This window comes from Herminiimonas sp. NPDC097707, from assembly GCF_044761395.1.
Taxonomy (GTDB): Bacteria; Pseudomonadota; Gammaproteobacteria; order Burkholderiales; family Burkholderiaceae_D; genus Oxalicibacterium.
The window spans coordinates 525,029-543,475 of record NZ_JBIWCI010000001.1 but is presented as its reverse complement, the minus strand read 5'-3'; the positions used below and the strand labels follow the sequence as shown (position 1 = coordinate 543,475).

General features: G+C 52.6%; 18 protein-coding genes. All 18 read right to left on the bottom strand.

Annotated features, from left to right (window positions below; all coding sequences use genetic code 11):
* Window positions 1–6 precede the first annotated feature (6 nt).
* The 18 genes from ACIQW9_RS02530 to phoU all read right to left on the bottom strand — a co-directional run bounded on the left by ACIQW9_RS02530 (window position 7) and on the right by phoU (window position 18,440).
* Window positions 7–1,128 (bottom strand): DegT/DnrJ/EryC1/StrS family aminotransferase, encoded by a 1,122-nt coding sequence (locus ACIQW9_RS02530; RefSeq protein WP_402332542.1) that lies wholly within the window; start codon window positions 1,126–1,128, stop codon window positions 7–9.
* A complete protein-coding gene (locus tag ACIQW9_RS02525) occupies window positions 1,125–2,348 on the bottom strand; it encodes a methyltransferase domain-containing protein (protein ID WP_402332541.1) in 1,224 nt (407 codons plus the stop codon). Before ACIQW9_RS02525 ends, ACIQW9_RS02530 begins: the two co-directional genes overlap by 4 nt.
* A complete protein-coding gene (gene rfbC, locus ACIQW9_RS02520; protein ID WP_402337833.1) occupies window positions 2,345–2,908 on the bottom strand; it encodes a dTDP-4-dehydrorhamnose 3,5-epimerase in 564 nt (187 codons plus the stop codon). Before rfbC ends, ACIQW9_RS02525 begins: the two co-directional genes overlap by 4 nt.
* Window positions 2,908–3,978 (bottom strand): CDP-glucose 4,6-dehydratase, encoded by a 1,071-nt coding sequence (rfbG, locus tag ACIQW9_RS02515; protein WP_402332538.1) that lies wholly within the window; start codon window positions 3,976–3,978, stop codon window positions 2,908–2,910. The genes rfbC and rfbG overlap by 1 nt, the downstream gene beginning before the upstream one ends.
* The gene (rfbF, locus tag ACIQW9_RS02510; RefSeq protein WP_402332537.1) at window positions 3,969–4,742 is read right to left on the bottom strand and encodes a glucose-1-phosphate cytidylyltransferase; all 774 of its coding nucleotides are present in this window, start codon (window positions 4,740–4,742) and stop codon (window positions 3,969–3,971) included. The genes rfbG and rfbF overlap by 10 nt, the downstream gene beginning before the upstream one ends.
* Window positions 4,742–6,007: an ABC transporter ATP-binding protein gene (locus ACIQW9_RS02505; RefSeq protein ID WP_402332535.1), complete on the bottom strand. Its 1,266-nt coding sequence runs from the start codon at window positions 6,005–6,007 to the stop codon at window positions 4,742–4,744. Before ACIQW9_RS02505 ends, rfbF begins: the two co-directional genes overlap by 1 nt.
* Before the next feature lie 7 nt (window positions 6,008–6,014).
* On the bottom strand, window positions 6,015–6,842 hold the full coding sequence (locus ACIQW9_RS02500; protein ID WP_402332532.1) for an ABC transporter permease: 828 nt from the start codon (window positions 6,840–6,842) through the stop codon (window positions 6,015–6,017).
* A gap of 109 nt (window positions 6,843–6,951) precedes the next feature.
* A complete protein-coding gene (locus tag ACIQW9_RS02495) occupies window positions 6,952–7,911 on the bottom strand; it encodes a GDP-L-fucose synthase family protein (protein ID WP_402332529.1) in 960 nt (319 codons plus the stop codon).
* 12 nt (window positions 7,912–7,923) lie between these two features.
* Window positions 7,924–9,009 carry a GDP-mannose 4,6-dehydratase gene (gmd, locus tag ACIQW9_RS02490; protein WP_402332527.1) on the bottom strand — a complete coding sequence of 362 codons (1,086 nt, stop codon included), beginning with the start codon at window positions 9,007–9,009 and terminating at the stop codon, window positions 7,924–7,926.
* Between the two features lie 20 nt (window positions 9,010–9,029).
* On the bottom strand, window positions 9,030–10,460 hold the full coding sequence (locus ACIQW9_RS02485) for a mannose-1-phosphate guanylyltransferase/mannose-6-phosphate isomerase (protein ID WP_402332524.1): 1,431 nt from the start codon (window positions 10,458–10,460) through the stop codon (window positions 9,030–9,032).
* Between the two features lie 190 nt (window positions 10,461–10,650).
* Complete coding sequence (locus tag ACIQW9_RS02480; protein ID WP_402332522.1) at window positions 10,651–10,968, bottom strand: cytochrome C oxidase subunit IV family protein; 318 nt, start codon at window positions 10,966–10,968, stop codon at window positions 10,651–10,653.
* A gap of 8 nt (window positions 10,969–10,976) precedes the next feature.
* Window positions 10,977–11,669, bottom strand: coding sequence for a heme-copper oxidase subunit III family protein (locus tag ACIQW9_RS02475; protein WP_402332519.1), 693 nt, complete (start codon window positions 11,667–11,669; stop codon window positions 10,977–10,979).
* 20 nt (window positions 11,670–11,689) lie between these two features.
* The gene (locus ACIQW9_RS02470; RefSeq protein ID WP_402332516.1) at window positions 11,690–12,340 is read right to left on the bottom strand and encodes a cytochrome c oxidase subunit 3; all 651 of its coding nucleotides are present in this window, start codon (window positions 12,338–12,340) and stop codon (window positions 11,690–11,692) included.
* On the bottom strand, window positions 12,337–14,106 hold the full coding sequence (gene ctaD / locus ACIQW9_RS02465; protein ID WP_402332513.1) for a cytochrome c oxidase subunit I: 1,770 nt from the start codon (window positions 14,104–14,106) through the stop codon (window positions 12,337–12,339). Before ctaD ends, ACIQW9_RS02470 begins: the two co-directional genes overlap by 4 nt.
* 21 nt (window positions 14,107–14,127) lie before the next feature.
* A complete protein-coding gene (locus ACIQW9_RS02460; RefSeq protein WP_402332511.1) occupies window positions 14,128–15,309 on the bottom strand; it encodes a c-type cytochrome in 1,182 nt (393 codons plus the stop codon).
* A 416-nt stretch (window positions 15,310–15,725) separates the two neighbouring features.
* A complete protein-coding gene (gene phoR, locus ACIQW9_RS02455) occupies window positions 15,726–17,018 on the bottom strand; it encodes a phosphate regulon sensor histidine kinase PhoR (RefSeq protein ID WP_402332508.1) in 1,293 nt (430 codons plus the stop codon).
* Window positions 17,019–17,035: 17 nt separating this feature from the next.
* Complete coding sequence (locus ACIQW9_RS02450; protein ID WP_402332506.1) at window positions 17,036–17,725, bottom strand: response regulator; 690 nt, start codon at window positions 17,723–17,725, stop codon at window positions 17,036–17,038.
* Window positions 17,726–17,729: 4 nt separating this feature from the next.
* Window positions 17,730–18,440, bottom strand: coding sequence for a phosphate signaling complex protein PhoU (gene phoU / locus ACIQW9_RS02445; protein ID WP_402332504.1), 711 nt, complete (start codon window positions 18,438–18,440; stop codon window positions 17,730–17,732).
* Window positions 18,441–18,447: the final 7 nt, after the last annotated feature.

Sequence of the window (18,447 nt, the reverse complement as noted above, 5' to 3'; positions counted from 1 at the left end):
TCCTCTTCAAGCATCAATTACCTTTGCATATAATTTAAGGACAATTGCAATGACCCGGTCCGTATCCTCTTCAACCATATCGTGATAGCTAGGTAAATTGATGGCACGTGCCGGAATATCGTACGCGATCCTATTGTAGGAACCAGACTCAAACATCGGAAGACTCGATAGCGGATGAAAGAATACCCGTGCATCCACGCCGTCATCAAGGAAAGCCGCCTGTAGCGACTCACGAGAAATATTAAGCGACCGATCAAACACAGCTGTCGGCATCCAACAGCCGTTCTGTACATCCTTAGGCTCCGGGTTCAACGCAATGCCATCAAATTCAGCGAGGCCAACACGGTAAGCTTCGAAAACGCGACGCTTGCCCGCGATAAGTTCATCAATACGTTCTATTTGCGCACAACCAATCGCCGCTTGGATATTCGACATCTTGTATTTGAAGCCAACCATATCCGGCCAGAACTGTTTCGTTTGGCCGCGAGCCCGCCCGTGGTTACTTAGGGTAAGGACACGCTCATAAAGCTCAGGATCATTTGTCACAAACATCCCACCCTCACCGGTGGTAAGCGTTTTGGTACCATGAAATGAAAAAGTGCCGAACTTCCCCATCGATCCCGCGCGTTTGCCGTGGAATACAGAACCGATTGCTTCAGCAGCATCTTCAATAACCGGAATGCCATACTTTTCACCGATAGCCAGCAGCTTGTCCATGTCGCACAGATTGCCATAGAGATGAACCGCTACGATCGCCTTGGTGCGGGGCGTGATCGCCTGCTCCACCAATGCAGGATCGATACACCATGAGTCCGGCAGAATATCAACAAAAATCGGCGTCGCTCCTAAATGAACGATGGGCGAAGCTGTCGCAATCCAGTTAGTGTCGGCCATAATGACTTCATCGCCCGGCCCAACTCCCAAAGCTGCCATTCCCATATGAAGAGCCCCGGTACAACTGGAAGTGGCAATCGCGTATTTGACGCCGAGATGGTTCTTGAAAGCCTCTTCAAACCGATTGATGTATTCGTAACATTTATCGCCCCAGCCATTAGCCGCGGCATCGGTCGCATAGCGAACCTCCAACTCGGTAATCGAAGGTTTGGTGTAGTAGATACGCGGCTTCATAAAATCTCCAGCTTCGGCACTGCGGTAACAAATTTTGTACCCAGTTCAGCCAGCCCGGCATTTTGCCGCTTAACCTCAGCAGCGATGTTCCAGGGCAGGATCACTAGATAGTCTGGACGTTGCTCCGGCAGTGCTGCAGGAGAAAGAATCGGAATATGACTACCTGGCATGAACTTGCCTTGCTTGGCCGCTGCGGCATCACAGACAAACGGCAACAAGTCCGGTTTGACGCCTGCATAGTTGAGCAGGGTATTGCCTTTTGCGGCAGCACCGTAAGCAGCAACCATCTTGCCTGCGCGCTTTTGCTCAATCAGGAAGGCAAGAAGATCATCCTTGACCTTATCTGCCCTGACCTGGAAATTCTTGTAAATATCTTCTGCTTGCAGGCCTCGTCGCTTTTCTTCTGCCAGTATATTTGCTACTGCAGCGGAAGTTGATCTGGCATCGTCAGCGTGGCATCCATAGACACGCAAGCTGCCGCCATGCGTTGATAGTTCATCGACATCGTAGACGCGCAATCCAGCTGTCTGAAAAATCCGGCTCACCGTAAAGAGAGACAGATAGGAAAAGTGCTCGTGATAAACGGTGTCGAACTGCGTATGTTCCAGTAATTGCATCAGATGCGGGAATTCCAGCGTGATGGTACCGGCAGGCTTGAGTGCAGCTTTCAAGCCACGCGTGAAGTCGTTGATGTCCGGCACATGGGCGTAGACGTTATTGCCGGCAATCAGATCGGCCTGTTTGCCGTTTGTGGCCAGTTGTTTCCCCAACTGTTCGCCAAAGAATTCGCGCATCACGGGGATCCCGAGTTGTTCGGCGGCAGCCGCAGTACTTGCGGTAGGTTCGATTCCCAGACAAGGGATACCTGCAGTCACAAAATTCTTGAGTAGATAACCGTCGTTGGAGGCCACTTCTATCACCAGGCTCTGCTGGGTAAGTCCCAGTTGTTGCGTCATTTTTTCTGCATAGCGTGCAGCATGGGCAAGCCATCCAGTCGATGTGCTGGAGAAATAGGCGTAATCGGCATCGAACAATTCATCCGCCTGCGTGTAATCCTCAGTCTGTGCCAGCCAACACTCAGTGCAGGCCAGTACACGCAATGGATAATATTTTTCCGGAGCACGCAAGGTTTCTACGGTGAGGTAAGCATTGGACGGCGGTGCCGAACCAAGATCCACCAATGGCAAGGTCAATTCAGACTGGCAATGACGACACTTCATACGGTAATTCCCTGAAAACTCTGTTCAATCAATTTGTGGTTGCGATCCCTGTCAGAAATCTCGCTAATGGGAAGCGGCCAGACAATGTCCAGCTTGGGATCGGCAATATTCAATGCATCCTCGGATGCCGGCTGATAGGCGGAAGTGTGCAAATAAATCAGTTCGCAATCTCCAGTCAATGCCTGAAATCCATGGGCAAAGCCTTCCGGAATCAACAAGCTCTTGCGATTGGTGGCTGACAGTACTTCCGCATGCCATTGCAAAAAAGTAGGTGAACCTCTCCGGAGATCAACAGCTACATCCCATACTTCGCCCTTCAGGCAACTCACGAGTTTCATCTCGGCATGCGGCACATGTTGGAAATGCAGACCTCGCACTGCTCCCTTTTTACATGTGAGCGTATGGTTGATCTGAGCTATCGGCTTGTTCATGCCTGCTTGTGCAAATTCTTCAGCGCAGTAAAAACGCGAAAGAAAACCCCTTTCGTCTTCTATAGCCTTGCGTTGCACCACAAATAGATCGTTCAAAACTGTAGCGGTGAAATCGAAACGCGACGCCATCACCGTTCACCTTCCATATTGCTGTATTCTGCTATTTGGACGAGGGAAACCGAGCGCATATCTTCAGATTTTTTCCACGCGTCATGCCATGCGAGCGTTTTTTGCAAAGCCGTCTGCAAGCGCCAGCGTGGTTGCCAATGCAGGCGATTACGCGCCTTGCTGCTATCCAGTTTCAAATAATTTGCTTCATGCTGCTGCGAGGCTTTATCCAGTTGCCATTTCACATCGTTGCGCATTTCAGCCATCCGTTCGACGATCCATTGCACAGGGCGTGCATCATCATCCACAGGACCAAAGTTCCACGCCTCTGCGAAATCCCCCCCCTCGATGCAAAGACGTTCGGCAAGCATCAGATAGCCGGACAGCGGCTCTAGGACGTGTTGCCAGGGGCGCGTGGAATTGGGAGAACGTATGGTCAGCGTTTCCGCCTTATCCATCGCTCTCAAGAAATCAGGAATCAATCGATCGGCTGCCCAATCGCCGCCGCCAATCACATTGCCCGCTCTCGCGCTGCCTATCGCGATGCCTGCGTTCTCAAGAAAAGACTGACGGTAAGCGGATGTCACTAGCTCTGCACAACCCTTGCTGCTGGAGTAAGGATCGAAACCACCCATAGCTTCATTTTCACGATAGCCCCAATCCCATTCTCGATTTTCGTAGCATTTATCGGTAGTTACATTCACTACCGCTTTTACTGTAGGCGTTGCACGCACCGCTTCGAGCAGATGCACGGTGCCCATCACGTTGACGGCATAAGTTTCCACCGGCTCCGCATAGGAATAGCGCACCAAGGGCTGGGCTGCCAAATGAAAAACCACTTCAGGCTTGGCATTTTGTATGACTGCACGCAAAGCCTCCGCGTCGCGGATGTCTGCAATCGTGCTGCTGGCCATGCCCTTGCCAACTTCGGCAATCGTAAAAAAGTTAGGCTCGGTCGGCGGCTTGAGCGCATAGCCATGCACTTCCGCTCCCATGGCCTGCAGCCATAGCGACAGCCAGCCGCCCTTGAAGCCGGTATGTCCGGTCAGGAAAACGCGCTTGCCTTGCCAAAATTTTTTGTTTACTCCCATGTTTTCCACGGAGCCTGATTCGATTGCCAGAGATTTTCCAGATGATTCTTGTCGCGCAAGGTATCCATAGGCTGCCAGAATCCATCGTGCTGATACGCCATCAGATCGCCTTGTGCCGCAAGCTGAACCAGCGGGCCACCTTCCCATGAGGAACTGTCATCGGCAATCAGGTCTATACACTTGGGAGACAAAACGAAAAATCCACCATTGATCCACCCACCGTCACCTTGCGGCTTCTCGATAAAGCCCCGCACCGATTTTCCATCCATGCTCAGTGCGCCATAACGTCCAGGTGGCTGTACTGCAGTCACGGTAGCGAGCTTGCCGTGTTGTCTGTGAAAAGCGATTTGTGCACTCACATCGATATCCGATACGCCATCGCCATAGGTAAAACAGAACTCGGATTCGTTTTCCACATATCTAACCACCCGCTTCAGACGGCCGCCTGTCATGGTATCGTCGCCAGTGTCAACCAACGTCACCCGCCAAGGCTCGGCATGGCGTTGGTGCACTTCCATCTGATTGGCCTGCATATCAAATGTCACATCGGACATATGCAGGAAATAGTTGGCGAAATATTCCTTGATGACATAACCCTTGTATCCGCAACACACCACGAATTCGTTAATACCGTGTGAAGAATAAATCTTCATGATGTGCCACAGAATCGGGCGACCACCCACTTCTATCATCGGCTTCGGGCGCGTCGACGTTTCTTCGCTGATCCGCGTTCCCAATCCACCTGCAAGAATGACTGCTTTCATTAAATGTCCTTACTAATATTCCAGGTCAGCTTAGGCCTGACGACGCCAGGAACCGGCCCTGCATAGCCGTAACGATTTGATCGCTCATCCATTGGATCAATTACATTAAATGTCAATGCGTTTCGGTCAAAAAATTCCACGTCAAACCGAGCAGCATCGTAATATGTTGTTAGCCCTAAGCCTACAAAATATGCGCCCTCATTTAACAAATTGGCAGGGATTGTACAATCCGCAAAATAGTCGCCAGGCGGCATAGCAAGCACTCCCTCCGCACCAGCTACAAATACATAATTCCCGTCGGCGGAAAAAAAATGGAAATTCGGAACACATTTTCCGTCAATCGACTGCTTGATCCTATACTTCATACGCACGACAAATTCGTCGTGAATCGTTACATCTAGCGCATCCCCAACACCGATTAACTGTGATCCCAATAGTGCTGCCGTGTCACTCTCAAATCTTCTACTCGCTTCATCAGGGGCATTCGCTCCCTGGTAGTATTTCATTACAGCCTCAGAAATGTGCCCCTGAAATGCAAGACGTCCTCCATCAAGGACGATCCCCTTTTGGCAAAGATTGGAAATCATTGCCATGTTATGACTGACAAATAGTACGGTACGTCCCTGCTTGCCGACTTCTTCCATCTTACCCAGGCACTTCTTCTGGAACTGTGCGTCACCCACTGCCAGGACTTCATCCACGATGAGTATTTCCGGCTCCAGATGTGCGGCCACGGCAAAGGCAAGCCGCACATACATTCCAGATGAATAGCGCTTGACTGGCGTATCGAGAAATTTTTCCACCTCTGCAAAGGCGACGATTTCATCAAATCTTTTCTTGATCTCTGCCTTGCTCATGCCGAGAATCGCGCCATTGAGGAAAATGTTCTCGCGTCCAGTAAGTTCTGGGTGAAATCCGGTTCCAACTTCCAAAAGGCTTGCGACCCGTCCACTTATTTTTATCTGTCCAACCGTCGGCTCAGTAATGCGTGAAAGAATCTTCAGCAACGTGGATTTACCCGCGCCATTGCGCCCAATAATACCGACCCGATCGCCTTGCTGAATATCGAAATTGATATCTTTCAGGGCCCAAAAATCTTCACGTGTAGGGTCGCTCTTTGATGTCGCGAGTGGATGACGCAATTTATGAGCGAACCGTTTAACACCATTAGTCATTACATCGCGCAAGGCGGTGTAACGTTCCTGGGATTGATGACCGAGGACATATTTTTTCCCCAGATTTTGTACAGAAATAATAGGCGGCATAGTGATATTAAATAAGATCTGCGAAGCCGCGTTCTGTTTTACGGAAATAGAAAATACCGGTAATCAACAGCAGCGTTACCAAAGCCAGGGAGAGTAAGAAGCCGGGCCAATAGAGTTGCGTATTACCGCCCAAAATCGCCCAACGAAAACCGTCTATCACGCCCACCATGGGATTGAGCGAATAGAGCAAGCGCCATTTTTCCGGCACGATCGTACTGCTGAACCCAACGGGAGATACGTACAATCCAAACTGAACGACAAAGGGAATGATGTAGCGGAAGTCGCGATATTTGACGTTAAGCGCCGCGATCCACAACCCAGCACCCATTGCTGCAGCAAAGGCTACAAAGATAAACAAGGGTAAGGTAAGCATGCGCCAGTCAGGCATAAAGCCGTACCAAAACATGAGCCCAATCAGAATGATGCCGGAGATCACAAAGTCCACAAAGCTCACGATCACTGCACTGGCAGGTATTACCAGACGTGGAAAGTAAACCTTGGAAATCATGTTGGCATTACTGATCAGGCTATTACCGGCCTCGGTAAAAGCATTGGAGAAAAATTGCCAGGGAAGAAGCGCAGCAAACACCAGAATCGGATAGGGCACTCCCTCTGAAGGCAGTTTTGCCAGCTTACTGAAAACCAGAGTGAACACTAGCATGGTCAAAAATGGACGGAGCAAGACCCATGCAAAACCTATGACAGTTTGCTTGTAACGCACCAAAATGTCGCGCCATGCGAGAAAAAAGAATAATTCGCGATAACGCCACAAATCACGCCAGTAATGACTTTCCGAACGGCCAGCCTCGATAACCAAGGTACGCTGCTGTGTCATTTAGCTTCCTGGAAAATATTTGTGTTATCACGTCCTATCTCGTAATACTCAATGTCTTGCGATCTGATAAACGAACAGCAGACAAAAACCGAACCAATAAAGGAGATATTCATACATCACCCTTCAAATACGACTGATAAGAGATAGCTATTCCGTTACGTAAAGCGGTAGTTGCCCGCCATCCCATCTTTGATAGCTTGCTAACGTCTAATAACTTACGCATTGTCCCGTCTGGCTTGGATGTATCAAATGTTAGCTCGCCGGTAAAACCAACAATATCCTTGATGAGTTCAGCCAATTCTTTGATCGTCAGATCCTCGCCACAACCTACGTTAACCAACGGTGGTTGCACATCACTGAAAAGGTCTTGCGCTCTTTCTTCTGGCTGTTCCAACAAATACAAACAAGCATCAGCCATATCATCGCTATATAAAAATTCGCGCTTAGGCGTACCCGTGCCCCAAACCACAACTTCCTTCACTTTAGTCACCTTGGCTTCATGCATCTTGCGTATAAGTGCCGGCAATACGTGTGAAGTATTCAAGTCGTAATTATCGTTAGGCCCGTACAAGTTGGTAGGCATGACGGTGATATAGCGTGAGCCGTATTGACGGTTATACGACCAACACATTTCCAAGCCAGCTATTTTTGCCAAAGCATACGGACGATTGGTGGGCTCGAGTTCCCCCGTCAGCAAATACTCTTCCTTAATTGGCTGTGGACAGTCTTTAGGGTAGATGCAAGAAGAACCTAAAAACAGCAGACGCTTGACATCATTACGCCATGATTCATGAATGACATTGGTCTGAATCGCCAGATTCTGGTGAATAAACTGGGCTGGGTAAGTGTTATTTGCATGAATGCCACCTACTTTTGCCGCCGCCAGCAAAACGTATTCTGGCTTTTGTTCGGCAAAGAACGCTTTGACTGCCAGTTGATCGGTCAAGTCCAGTTCAGCATGGGTACGCGTAATCAGATTTGTGTATCCACGCGCACGCAACTGGCGCATCAGCGCAGAGCCAACCAAGCCGCGGTGGCCCGCGACGTAGATTTTGCTATCAAAGTTCATGTTAATGCCTGATCACTCGCGATAATTCATGGTTTGGTAGCCATGTTTTTTCACCAGTTCATCTCTTTCGGCCGCCTTCAAGTCTTCCCGCACCATTTCGCTGACGAGTTCATCGAACGTAATCTTGGGCGTCCAGCCGAGTTTGATTCTGGCCTTAGAGGCATCACCGAGAAGGGTTTCCACTTCTGTCGGACGGAAATAGCGCGGATCTACAGCCACTATGCATTTGCCGGCCGCGTCATATCCTTTTTCTTCTTCGCCAGCACCTTGCCATGTGATCTTGATGTCGAGTTCCTTGGCAGCCGCATTGACGAAGTCTCGCACACTGTATTGAACACCTGTGGCAATAACGAAGTCTTCCGGATTTTCCTGTTGCAGCATCAACCATTGCATCTCGACATAGTCTTTGGCATGACCCCAATCGCGCAGCGAATCCATGTTGCCGAGATACAGGCATTCCTGTAGTCCGAGCTTGATACGCGCAAGGGCGCGGGTAATCTTGCGGGTGACGAAAGTTTCACCGCGGATCGGACTTTCATGGTTGAACAGGATGCCGTTACAGGCGTAGATGCCATACGCCTCACGGTAATTGACGGTGATCCAGTACGCATACAACTTAGCTACAGCATATGGGCTACGCGGGTAGAATGGCGTGGTTTCCTTTTGGGGTGTTTCTTGCACCAGGCCATACAACTCGGAGGTAGACGCTTGGTAAAACTTCGTCTTCTTCTCCAGGCCTAGGATGCGGATCGCCTCCAAAATGCGCAATGCACCTAAAGCATCGGAGTTGGCCGTGTATTCCGGTTCTTCAAACGACACCGCGACATGACTTTGCGCAGCGAGGTTGTAGATTTCATCAGGCTGCACTTTTTGAATTATGCGCGTCAGGCTAGACGAATCGGTCATGTCGCCGTGATGCAGGAAGAACGGCAACCCTTCCTCGTGTTCGTCATGAAAAAGGTGGTCGATGCGCGCTGTGTTGAACAGTGAACTGCGGCGCTTGATGCCGTGCACCTCATAGCCTTTACTCAACAACAATTCCGCCAAGTAGGCGCCGTCCTGACCGGTAACACCGGTAATCAATGCAACTTTACGCATAATTATTCCCTACTATTGAATTAGACACGACCGTAACGATCTTCCAGACGGACTATATCGTCCTCGCCCAGATAATCGCCCGTTTGAACTTCTATCATCACGCAATCAACGACGCCAGGGTTGGTCAGTCGGTGCGCAGTACCGGCAGGAATATACGTGGATTCGTTACGCTGGACAAGAATTTCGCGTTCACCATTGATCACCATTGCGGTGCCGGATACCACCACCCAATGTTCACTACGATGATGATGCATTTGCAATGAAAGGCTGGCACCCGGTTTGACAACGATGCGCTTGAGTTTGAAGCCCTCGCCTTCTTCCAGCACCGTATATGTACCCCAGGGACGATGCGTTTTGCGATGATGGTGGACGGTCGCATGGGAAAGCAGCTTGAGGCGCGCCACCACAGACTTGACGTCCTGCGCACGTGAATTATGCGCAATCAATAAGGCATCCGGAGTATCGATTATCAATAGATCATCCACACCAATCGCAGCAATCATGCGCGAGTCGCTCTGAACGTAACAATTATCCGTGTCGACCAGTACCGTTTCGCAACTGGTTCTGTTACCCCTATCGTCCGGTGCGACCAATTCTGCCAGCGCCGACCATGAGCCGATATCGCTCCAATCAAAGCTTACCGGAACAACAGCTACCTTGTCGGCTCGCTCCATGACTGCGTAATCGATCGAAATATCGGGTGCCAGGGCGAAGCCTGTAGCATCCAGTACAACCGGATCTTTATCGAATCCAGTAGCAGCAAAGGTTTGTTCTACGGACGATAAAACCTTAGGCGCACATTGGCGCAGTGCCGCCAGCATCGCTCCAGCGGTAAAACAGAACATCCCGGAATTCCAGGTGAAACGATCTGACGCAATATATGCCTGTGCTGTTTGCAGATCAGGTTTCTCGACAAACCGCGCAACCTTATGGCTAATCGAATCGGCAAGAGCTTCGCCGCTTTCTATATAGCCATAGCCGGTTTCAGGTGTAGTAGGCTGAATACCGAATGTTACAAGCCAGCCTTGTTTTGCCAACTCTGTCGCTTCACTGACTGCTTGCGTGAAGGATGATTGATCGTTAATTAGATGATCGGCAGGCAAAATCAGAAGCACAGTATCCTCACCGTGCTTACGGCAAGCATGCAAGGCAGCCGCCGCAATTGCCGGCGCAGTATTGCGGCCGACAGGTTCGAGCAGATAATCGTGAATGATATGTTTACTGTCCGACTCGGTATTTGATTCGTATTCGTCGCGGGTCAGGAAATAATAATCGCGATTGGTTACGGTCAATACATTCTCAACGCCCGGTAGCGCGATTGCCCGCTTCAGCGTTTTCTGCAGCAAAGTTTCGCCATCCGGCAACGCGATAAACGGCTTGGGCAAGGCTTCGCGCGAAACCGGCCACAGGCGTGAACCGGCACCACCGGACAGAATAATAGGAAGAAGCATTAAAATAGCTTTCGATCAGGCAAAAATACAACTCGCTATTTTAGCCGATTGACAAGCCATTTTTAGCATGTTGCGAAACTATTACTCAATTGGAAATATTTGAATCCGGCCGCGATCCATACAAAACGGCCTGCTTGATTAAGGCATCTAATGCCTCAAAACAAGCGCATCGTTTGCTTTTCCGAGATACTCAGCCACTAAAAAAGAACAATCTCGTTCCCAAAGTATGCTCAGCCTCCAGCGCCATCAGCGCCACCAGCACCAGCAAACAAAGCGGCGGTAGCAAAATCGCATACATCAGCGCCAGCCGCTCCCATGCCATGTGCATGAACACGGCGACGATCAATCCTGCCTTCATCAGCATGAAGGTAATGATCAGCCCCCATCTCAGATAACTATGAAAGTGAAAATAGTCGACCAGATAGGACATTGTGCTGAGCACGAACAACAGCCCCCATACCTTCAGATAGAGTCCGATCGGATGTTCTTGACTGCTAATGGAAGTCATCGCACACCTCACCACAGGTAAAACAGCGCAAAAATGAATACCCACACCAGGTCAACAAAGTGCCAGTAGAGCCCGGCAATTTCGACTATCTGGTAGTTACCCGTCTTCTCATAGCGCCCGCGCAGCACGCGCAAGGCCACGATCAGCAGATAAATCACGCCGGCCGACACATGCAGGCCGTGGAATCCGGTGATCATGAAAAATGTAGAGCCGAACTGCGCCGCCCCCATGGGATTGCCCCACGGCCGCACGCCTTCTGCGATCAGCTTGCTCCATTCGAATGCCTGCATACCGACAAAGCTGGCACCCAGCGTCGCGGTAGCCAGCATCAATATCGCGGTAGTTACACGATTGCGGCGATAGGCGTAATTAACCGCCATCGCCATCGTGCCGCTGCTGCTGATCAGCACAAAGGTCATGATCGCAATCAGCAGCAGCGGCATGTCGGTGCCGCCTATATTCAGGGCAAATACCTCGCTCGGATTGGGCCACGCTGCCGTGGTGGTCAGGCGCATCGTCATGTAACCGGTTAGAAAACAACTGAAGATGAAGGTATCCGAGAGCAAAAAAATCCACATCATGGCCTTGCCCCACGACACTTGGAAGGCTTGCCTGTCGGACGACCAATCCGCCACCAACTGGCGCCAGCCGCCAATTGCAGTCGATGTACCCGGCCCTGACGTCAATATCGGTGTACTCATACCGCCTCCTGTTTCCATGCTCAACGCGGGCCGCAGATAAAACGTACGACTTCCGGCGTCAGCCAGCCCAGTGTCGTAAACAGCAGCAGCCATACTGCTAGCAGAAAATGCCAGTAGCGTGCACACAGCCTGATCTTCCATGCCAGCCCTTGCGCTGCACTTGGCACTTGGTACTGCCACGTCCGGCGTGCAACCATGCTCCAGGCCAGCAAACCGCCCACCACGTGCAAGCCATGCATGGCCGTGAACAGGTAAAAGAAACTGCCGGCAGGATTGCCGGCCGGTCTGACCTGCGCCGCCAGCAGCGCTTGCCAGGCCCATAGCTGCACGCACATGAAAGCCAGCGCAGCAATCCCGCCCATGAATAACAGCGTACGCGCGCGCCGCCAGTCTGCGCCGCGTGCAGCCTGGCTCGCCAACTGCAGGGCCACACTGCCGGATATCAGCAATAGCGTACTCAGCCACAGTTGCCACGGCATCGCAAGCGGATGCCAGTCGTTGGCATCCATGCGCATGACGTACGAGGCGATGAATAGCGCAAACAGAGAAGTTGCCACGCCCATGAATATCCATAAGGCTGTGCCAAGGGCACGGGGCTCAATATCTCGCCACGCAACCGCCGTACCGCGGGAATGAGCGGCATCAGTTTTCAGCAACGTGCATGTGTTCATGCCGGCACCTCTTTAATCACATGCGCTTCAGGCTCCACCCCGCCCTCTTCCAGCGGCGCATTCTGCGCAATGAAATCCTGTGGTGCCTCCGGCACGCTGTAGGCATAAGCCCAGCGATACACCACCGGCGTATGCTCGCCCCAGTTGCCATGCGCAGGCGGCGTCTGCGGCGTTTGCCATTCCAGCGAAGCAGCACGCCAGGGATTGCCGTTGGCCCGCACACCGTAAAACCGGCTCCAGATCAGATTGCCGACGAATACCAGTTGCGCGGCAGCGACGATCAGCGCAGCGATAGTAATAAACGTATTCAGCGTATGCGCCGACTGCGGAATGAATTGATAGCTGTCGAAGTTGTAATAGCGGCGCGGCATGCCGAGGATGCCAAGGTAGTGCATGGGGAAGAAGATGGCATAGGTGCCGACGAAGGTGATCCAGAAATGCAGCTTGCCCAGCGTATCGTTCAGCATACGCCCGGTAACCTTGGGATACCAGTGATAGATACCGCCGAAAACAACCAACAGCGGCGCCACGCCCATCACCATATGGAAGTGCGCCACCACGAAGTAGGTATTCGACAAGGGAATATCGACGCTGACATTGCCGAGAAATAGCCCGGTCAAACCGCCAATCAAAAAAGTACTGATAAACGCCAATGCAAACAGCATGGGCACCGTCAGATGTATATCACCACGCCACAAGGTCAGCAGCCAGTTGTACACCTTGATCGCGGTCGGCACCGCAATGATCAGCGTAGTCGTCGCAAAGAAAAACCCAAAGTAGGGATTCATGCCGCTGACGAACATGTGATGCGCCCACACCACCACCGACAACAGGCCTATTGCAAGGATTGCCCACACCATCATCCGATAACCGAAGATGCTTTTACGCGCATGCACGCTGATCAGATCGGACACAATGCCGAAGGCCGGCAATGCCACGATATATACCTCGGGATGGCCGAAGAACCAGAACAAATGCTGGAACAGCAGCGGGCTGCCGCCCGTGTATTGCGTCACCTGCCCCATTGAAACGATCGCCGGCATGAAGAAGCTCGTGCCCAGCGTTTTATCGAGCAGCATCATGATGCCGCTGACAAACAGCGCAGGAAAAGCCAGCAAGGCGAGTATGGTGGCGACAAAAATACCCCATACGGTCAGCGGCATGCGCAACAGCGTCATACCTTCGGTGCGCGCCTGCAATACCGTGGTGACATAATTCAAGCCGCCCATGGTCGCCGCCACAATAAAAATCAGCAGCGACACCAGCATCAAGATGATGCCCCAGTCATGCCCGGGCGTGCCCTGCAAAATCGCTTGCGGCGGATACAGCGTCCAGCCGGCACCGGTAGGACCACCCGCCACGAAAAAGCTGGCCATCAGCACCAGCACCGACAGCAGGTACACCCAAAAGCTCAACATGTTCAGGTAGGGGAAAACCATATCCCGCGCGCCCACCATCAACGGAATCAGGTAATTCCCGAAACCGCCGAGGAATAATGCCGTCAGCAGATAAATCACCATGATCATGCCGTGCATGGTCATGAACTGGTAGTAGTGTGCCGCATCGATGAAGGCAAAGCGGCCGGGGAAACCCAGCTGCAAACGCATCAGGTTCGACAGCGCCACGCCGACCAGCCCCACCGCGATGGCAACGCTGGCATACTGAATCGCGATCACCTTGTGATCCTGGCTCCACACATATTTAGTCCAGAAGCCTTGCGGCGCGTGGTGTGCATCACCCTGTATATCGTGCCCGGAATCAGACATGGCGTCTCCTCTGTGCTGACCTTATGGCTGCCTCGTTTGCGCTGCATGTTGCGGCACATCTTTCTGCATTCCCTGCTGTCCGCCCTGCCCTGCAGCGCTCAGGGATTCGATATAGACAAGCAGAGCAGCAAGTTCCGCCTCCGATACTTCCAGCTTGGGCATGATCGGAGGAAAACCCTTCACAATCTGGGCGGAGGGGTCGAGTATGGATTTTTTCAGATAGGCCTCATCGGCCGTCACGCTCGTGCCGTCGGTCAGGCTTGTCGTGTGGCCAAACAGGTTTTTCCAGCTCGGACCAACGCCGCTGCTGCCATCGATAGAATGGCAAGCCACGCAACCCTTGGACTGTGCCAGTTGCCTGCCCTGCTCCAGTCTTGCGTCCGATGTGTGCGCGCCAGCGCTAGGTCCAGTTGCTGCCATCGTCATCGCAAAGGTCGGCTGCGCCTTCAGCCATGCCTGAAACGCTGCCTCATCCTCGACCACCACGATGCCGCGCATATTGTAGTGACCGACTCCGCACAGCTGCGCACAGAGGATTTCATAACGCCCCGGTTTGGTTGGCGTAAACCAGAAACTGGTCACCATGCCCGGCACCAGATTCATGCGCGCGCGAAACTGCGGCACATAAAAATCGTGCAATACATCATTTGAACGCAACAGCATCTTCACCGGCTTATTGAGCGGCAGATGCACTTCATTGCCATTGATCAGTATATTGTTTTGCCCCGCCGGATCCCTGGGATCCAGGCCGAAGGGATTGGCAGCGCTCACCAGACGCGCATCGCTCAAACCCAGTTTGCCGTTCTGCTCGGGAAAGCGAAAACGCCACTGCCACTGCTGGCCCAGCACTTCCAGTTGCAGCGCATCCGGCGGCGGCTTGATGTAGGCCGCATACACAAACAAGCCGGGCGCCAGCAGCGCCATGATCGCCAGCGCAGTACCGCCTATCAGCCAGCGTTCCAGTTTTTTGTTGTCCGGCGCATAGCTTGCGCGGCTGCCCTCACGATGGCGAAAGCGCAGCAGCATGTAGACCAGAAGAAAGTTGATGGCAATAAAGAAGATGCCGGTGATCACAAAAGTAATCGCCAGCGTATCGTCCATCTGCTGCCAGTTCGAAGCCAGCGGTGTCAGCCGCCACGGGCTGAAAAAATGAAACAGCACCGAACCGACTACAAGCACGACGAGAACGATGGAGATAACCATGCCGATTCCCTTGCTCACCAATGGAGCCGCCGAAATTGCATAGCAGGACGGCCTTGTTACATCGACTCCGATATCAAGCTGCGGCGTGCTTGCCTGCGCGTGTTGCCTTGCGGCAGAAAATACCTGCTACACAATTGCCGACACCCGCATTGCGAGCGCAAACCAGACAAGATGAGTATAGACAACATGCTTGCGATTTCAACATGGGAAGACGCGCAGACAGGCGCGCATGATCATATCGATTAGCCAAGCGTTTTTTCAGACAGGGTCGGGATTGCGGCAGATCAACATGCCCACCAGAAACCTTGCCGCTTGATGAGGAAATGCGATGGGCTTGTTGCCAGGAAAAATATTGTGCGCGGGATCAATACAAGATATTTCCGGATAGTTGTCCGGAAATATCTTGTACGGAAAGCTTAAGTCGGCACATTGATCGTTTTGAATTGCACACTGAAAGTACTGCCGACATCCGGCTGCGACTCAATCGCCAGCACCGCTCCATGCCGCAGCAGCACGTGCTTGACGATCGCCAGACCCAGACCGGTGCCCTGGGTTTCCCGTGAACGACTTTTATCGACGCGATAAAAGCGCTCGGTCAAACGTACAAGATGCTCGGGACGCATCCCTATGCCGCTGTCTTTTACCGAGAACTGCGGCCCGTTTGCAGCGTCTTGCCACTTGATGTCGATACGACCGTGTATCGGTGTATACCGCACGGCATTGGAGACCAGATTGCTGAAGGCGCTGCGCAGCTCGTCGGTGCTGCCTTCAATATCGGAACCGTCTATCGTCAGGGAAATGACATGGCGTCCGCCGGACAAGGCTTCGGCTTCCTGCCGGATCTGTTCCAGCAGATTGTGGATGTTGACGTGTTCCGGACGTAGCGGATAGTCGATCGATTCCAGCCTGGTCAAGGTCAGCATGTCCTCTACCAGATTCTGCATGCGCTGGCCCTGCTCTATCATCAGCTTCAGGTGCGACATGCGTATGGTTTGATCCAGATCGGGCTGGGTCTGGGCGATTTCCAGAAAGCCGTTGATGACCGTCAGCGGTGTGCGCAACTCGTGCGAAGCGTTGGCGATGAAATCCCTGCGCATCATTTCGATGCGATCCGACTCGGTTGCATCGTGCGTCACCAGAATCTGCCGGCGATTTTCAAACGGAATGATCTGCACGATCAGCTTGCGATCCTTCAGGCTGAGCGTGAGCGGCTGTTCGTAGTGGCCGAGGATGATGTAATCGATGAAATCCGGATTACGGATCAGGTTGGTGACGCGCATGCCCTTGTCGCGGCCGTTGTTCAGACCCAGATGCCGTTCCGCTGCCGGGTTGCACCACTCAAGAAACAGCACGTCGTCCATAATGACCACGCCATCGGGCAGCAGGCTCATCGCCTGCCGGAAACGGGCCAGCCATTCAGTCAGCTCGCTGCGATTACGCTCGTCGTCGCGCCGCATCCGATACAGACGCGAGAAAATATCCGTCCATGCACCCCAGCCGTCGGGCAGCTTTTCGCTATCCGGATAGTCCAGCCAGCCGCCCAAGCGATACAGATAGTTGAGCTGGATGACGAGCAGCGCAATCAGGCACAGGATCGCCACCAGCAGGCCTATGACCGGGCCGAAGAAATACCAGGTCAGGCCGGAGGCAATGAGAATAAAGGACAGGCGCAGGACTGCGGGTATCCAGAACAGCAACTGAGGATTCATAGACGGCTGGCTCTGCCTTATTTTTCCGAGAGCATATAGCCTACACTACGCACCGTTTTGATCAAGTGTTCCGCATCCTTCAATGCCTTGCGCAAGCGCAGCACATGGACATCGACCGTGCGCTCTTCGATCACCACGTGATCGCCCCACACCTTGTCGAGCAGCTGACTGCGCGAGAATACGCGATCGGGATGCGCCAGAAGAAATTTCAGCAACTTGAATTCGGCATGGCCGATCTCGATTTTTTCATCGTTCATGCTGACGCTGCAGCTGACCGGATCGAGACTGACATTCCCGGCCGTCATTAGAGTTTGCGCATGCTCGGGCGTCTTGCGGCGCAATAGTGCATTGATGCGCGCAGTCAGTTCGCGCGGCGAAAACGGCTTGGTAACGTAATCGTCGGCGCCGTTGTCGAGGCCCGCGATCTTGTCTTCTTCCATGCTTTTCGCGGTCAGCATGATGACAGGCAGCTCGTTGAACTGCCTGTCCGCACGTATGCGCGACAGCAGACGCAAGCCGCTTTGATCCGGCAGCATCCAGTCCAGCAGTATCAGTTGCGGCAGGCGCTGCTGGATGAAATCCCAGGCTTCGCCGGCGGTTTGCACAGCGGCGACGTTCCAGCCGGCGCCTTTCAGCGTAAACGTCACCAGTTCTATAATCGGCGGCTCGTCTTCAACAATCAGTATCGTGGGTTTTTCAGCAGCCATGGTGTTAGTCGCTTGTACGATCTTCCAATTGCGAGGCGGCGTAGTCGGTGTGGCGAATATCCTTGCCCTCGACTATGTAGATGACATATTCGGCGATGTTCTTTGCGTGGTCGCCGATACGTTCAATGGCCTTGGCAACCCACAAGGTATCCAGCGCGCCGGAAATGGTGCGGGGATCTTCCATCATGAAGGTAATCAGATTGCGCATGATGGAGCGGAATTCATGATTAACCACTTTATCCTGTGCAATCAGCTGTATCGCCTGCTTGCCATCGAGACGGGCAAAGGCATCCAGTGCATCATGCAGCATGTTGCCGGCGCTGGCCGCCATCACGCGTATGGTTTCGTAGTGATTGATAGTCGTCACGCCGCGTTCGGTAATGCTCTTGGCCGAGCGTGCGATCTTGGTCGATTCATCGCCTATGCGCTCCAGGTCGGTGATGACCTTGATGGTTGCCATCACGGTACGCAGATCGTTTGCTGCAGGCTGGCGCTTGACGATCAGGTGGCTGCAGGCATCGTCCAGCGACACTTCCAGCCGGTTGACGTCCTGATCCACCTTGATGACCTGCTCCGCTTGCGCGACATTGCCGCTCTTGAAGCTCGCCACTGCGTCTTGAAACTGGCTTTCAACAAGGCCGCCCATCAGCAAGACTTTGGAGCGGATGGTTTCCAGGTCCATATCGTATTGCTTGGAAGAGTGTTCGCCTGGCATCTGGATT